This is a genomic window from Vibrio mimicus CAIM 602 (genome assembly GCF_000338875.1).
GTDB classification, from domain to species: domain Bacteria; phylum Pseudomonadota; class Gammaproteobacteria; order Enterobacterales; family Vibrionaceae; genus Vibrio; species Vibrio mimicus.
In genome coordinates this window covers 1-3,409 of sequence record NZ_AOMO01000091.1, presented here as the reverse complement: position 1 = coordinate 3,409, position 3,409 = coordinate 1, and the positions used below count along the sequence as shown (strand labels likewise).

5 protein-coding genes are annotated in these 3,409 nt (G+C 40.8%); 4 read left to right on the top strand and 1 reads right to left on the bottom strand.

The genetic code is table 11. From position 1 onward, the window contains the following. The coding region (locus tag D908_RS00925) for a thiamine-binding protein (RefSeq protein WP_200860411.1) at positions 1 to 190 on the bottom strand (190 nt) is incomplete at its 3' end. A gap of 264 nt (positions 191 to 454) precedes the next feature. On the opposite strand from D908_RS00925, the gene D908_RS00930 reads away from it, so the two are divergent. The 4 genes from D908_RS00930 to D908_RS00945 all read left to right on the top strand — a co-directional run bounded on the left by D908_RS00930 (position 455) and on the right by D908_RS00945 (position 3,114). After that, on the top strand, positions 455 to 919 hold the full coding sequence (locus tag D908_RS00930) for a GNAT family N-acetyltransferase (protein ID WP_005527613.1): 465 nt from the start codon (positions 455 to 457) through the stop codon (positions 917 to 919). A 134-nt stretch (positions 920 to 1,053) separates the two neighbouring features. Next, a complete protein-coding gene (locus tag D908_RS00935; RefSeq protein WP_005527609.1) occupies positions 1,054 to 1,953 on the top strand; it encodes an HNH endonuclease in 900 nt (299 codons plus the stop codon). A 167-nt stretch (positions 1,954 to 2,120) separates the two neighbouring features. Beyond that, complete coding sequence (locus D908_RS00940; RefSeq protein ID WP_005527607.1) at positions 2,121 to 2,546, top strand: N-acetyltransferase; 426 nt, start codon at positions 2,121 to 2,123, stop codon at positions 2,544 to 2,546. 136 nt (positions 2,547 to 2,682) lie between these two features. Next, the gene (locus tag D908_RS00945; protein ID WP_005527605.1) at positions 2,683 to 3,114 is read left to right on the top strand and encodes a hypothetical protein; all 432 of its coding nucleotides are present in this window, start codon (positions 2,683 to 2,685) and stop codon (positions 3,112 to 3,114) included. The last annotated feature ends 295 nt before the right edge of the window (positions 3,115 to 3,409 follow it).

Genomic DNA, 3,409 nt, shown 5'->3' with positions numbered 1-3,409 from the left:
CCGCATCATAGCAAGCTTGCTGTGCATCTTTGATTATCTGCAAGAGATGATCGAGTTCCCCTTTCATGGTGGTTTCCATAGCACTAACCTGAAAGGGGACTCCTGAGGCTTTAACGACAGCGATAGCTTTGTCTACGACTTCAAAGTTATTGCCTTGTTTTAGTCTTGGGATCACTTGAAAAGCGAGCATTACATCTTTGACTTGTAAATTTTCGGCGGACATCAAAATTACTCATGTTTTTATTCGAATCGGATGCCGAATAGTAGCATTGTTTAAGGTAATGTCGCTTAGCCTAAAGAGTAACGGCTAACAAACGCCTCAAGAGGGACTGCCAACGCGTGGCGTTTCCAGTCCCATTGAGCCGCGGTGGTTGCAGTTGTTGTGTTTAAGTTTAGTGGTAATGCGTTGCCAGCCCCTTAGGCGGGCGTTAGCTGAATGGTGGTAAATATCAGCATGATCGAAGTTAGAAAGTATCAAGAGTCAGATGCGCATGATTTATGGGCTATTTTTTATCATACTGTTCGTAATGTGAACTTACGTGATTATTCGCAAGCCCAAGTTGAAGCATGGGCTCCAGATGATTTTTCTTCAGAGATTTGGCAACGAAAAATGAACTCGCTATCACCTGTTGTTGCTGAAATTGGTGGAAAAATTGTTGGTTATAGCGATCTTCAAGAAAATGGATTGATTGATCATTTCTTTTGTCACCATGAACATCAAGCTCAAGGAGTCGGTCGACAGTTAATGGAACATCTACTCAGAATGGGTGAATCACAAGGAATTACTAGGTTTTACTCAGAGGTGAGTATTACAGCTCGCCCGTTTTATGAGAGATTTGGGTTCAAGGTTATACAAGAACAAACAATAGAAGTTCGCGGTCAAAAACTGTGCAATTTTGTCATGGAGAAATTCAGCTAACAAAGCGTTTAAGAGGGATTCATGCCGCGTGGCATTTTTGGTATGCGGTGATTTTTGTGGTGAAAATGGTCTGCGTAAACTTGGTTTATGCGGCACTCACCCCTTAACGCAGCGTTATGTAACAAGGGGTAATTGTGCGTTGTTTATTTTGTAAAGAATCTAGTCATGAAACCAAGGGTGTAGAGCACCTTATTCCAGAGTCTTTTGGCAGCAAAAAGCTAGTACTACCCAAAGGGTTGGTTTGTGACAAATGCAATAACTATTTTGCTAGAAAGGTTGAGAGGCCAGTAATGTCGCACCCTTCTATGAGAAATGTCAGGGGTTGGTATCAAGTACCTAATAAAAAAGGGAAAATGCCAAGTGTATTAGGCTATATAGCTGGAACGGAAATACAGGTCAATATGAAGCTAGATAAAAACGAAAAGCTTCAAATAAGAGCTGAAAAAGCGTCAGAGCAAGCAATTGTTGATGGATACCTAAAAGATATGCAGGCAACAGGAGAGTTTCCACCTTTTATTTTTCCAGTTGACATAGATCCACCTCAGCAAGAAATGTCTCGGTTTCTAGCCATGTTCGCTTTGGAAGCTTTAGCTTTACGCTTTTCTTATGCTGGGGATCAGGACCTCATAATTGATGAGCCAAGTTTTGATTTAATCAGAAACTATGCTCGTTATGGTAAGGGAGTAAAGGAATGGCCATTTCACCGCCAAGTTTTGTTTCCAATGGATACATTGATGAGGCACCCAGAATCAGGTGAATGGGTTCAAGTAGGGTTTGGGCATGATATTATCATTACACCGACTCCTGAAACATATGTATCTTTCAATTTATATGGTGTGCAGTTCACTATAAATGCTGGTGGACCGTCTATTCACGGCTATGAAATGTGGCTAAAGGATAATGACCCTTTAGAGAGAGCGGGAAATGAACTAGTTAAAAGAATGGTAAATGGAAAAGAGCAATTCTATTTGGAAGGTGATTTCTGTATGAAAAACGGAGCTGAGTACGATAGGCGAAATTGGCTTAATAAATAGAATTGTCACATAACAAACAATTTAAGAGTGATTCAGCACGCTTGGCATTTTGGGTTTGGGTTAAGTTCAGTGTTTACAGTGGTCAAATTGAGTGTCGTGGTCGCGTGCTTCACACCTTAATTGGGCGTTATGTTGCCCCAATAAATTTAGCTATCGTAGAGTGAAAAATGATAAGAAAATACAACGATAATGACTTAGATTCGATTCTTGAAATCTGGTTGACTGCTTCGATGAAAGCTCACGATTTTGTCTCAGCTGAATTTTGGAAATCCCAAGTTGATAATATGCGCAATATTTACCTTCCAGCTTCAGAGATATGCGTTTATGAAATAGATTCTAAAGTTGTTGGTTTTTACGCATTGTATGAAAGTAATCTGGCAGCGATATTTGTAGAGCCTGCTTTACAAGGTAAAGGTATTGGTAAGCAATTGCTGAACCATGCAAAATCGCAAAGAGTTATGCTTACTCTTTCTGTGTACAAAGAAAATCAGGCGAGTTACCAGTTTTATCTGTCTCAAGGTTTTAATGTGATTAGTGAGCAAGTTGATGAACATACAGGCCATTTAGAGTACACAATGAGTACGGGCACATAACAAACGCCTCAAGAGGGACTGTCAACGCGCGGCGTTTCCAGTCCCAATGAGCCGAAGTGGTTACGACTGTTGTGTTGGGGTTTAGTGTTAATGCGTTGCCAGCCCCTTAGGCGGGCGTTATGTGCAAGGAGAGTTTATGTTCAACTGTTTTAAGAAAAAGAAGACAGACTTGGATGTCGTTTTTCATAATCTAACAGTCATGGGATATGACATCCTTCCATATGGTATTGCTGTCGCTAAAGCTGAATTGGCCAGTGGTTATCGTCCAGCAGAGGTGGCTTCTCATATTGCGTTTACTACTATGGCGCGCGATATCCATGAAGCAGGAGATGATTTTCTAAAAATTAATGCAATTTACCCACATGGTATGGCTTTGCTTGATGTATTAAAAAGGTGTAAGGATCACAACCTGATGAATCCTACTCAGTGGGAAAATGATTCAACTGCGGTGTACCGAATCATTACTATTGATAATCAACAGTTAGAGTGGGTTGAGAATATTTTGAATGACCCAGTCGCAGGTAAAGAGCGTTTGGCAACTAGCAGAATCGAGTATCAAGCACAATAAGCACATAACAAACGCCTCAAGAGGGACTGTCAACGCGTGGCGTTTCCAGTCCCATTGAGCCGTGGTGGTTTCGGCTGTTGTGTTTGAGTTTAGTGTTATGCGTTGCCAGCCCCTTAGGCGGGCGTTAAGTGTCAAAAGGAGAAATAATGGCAAGCAAATGGAGCAATATATATACAAAGAGATAATGTTGATCYAAAAGATGTATTTGATGATGTGACAAGCGACAAAGGTATATTTAGAAAGCCAACGTACTACGATGTCAAGTTAGGTGAGGATGTTGTTCGATTCAATATTA

Coding starts and splice junctions, on each gene's coding strand:
- D908_RS00940 (WP_005527607.1), top strand. CDS start 2,121: ATGATAAGAAAATACAACGATAATGACTTAGATTCGATTCTTGAAATC.
- D908_RS00945 (WP_005527605.1), top strand. CDS start 2,683: ATGTTCAACTGTTTTAAGAAAAAGAAGACAGACTTGGATGTCGTTTTT.
- D908_RS00930 (WP_005527613.1), top strand. CDS start 455: ATGATCGAAGTTAGAAAGTATCAAGAGTCAGATGCGCATGATTTATGG.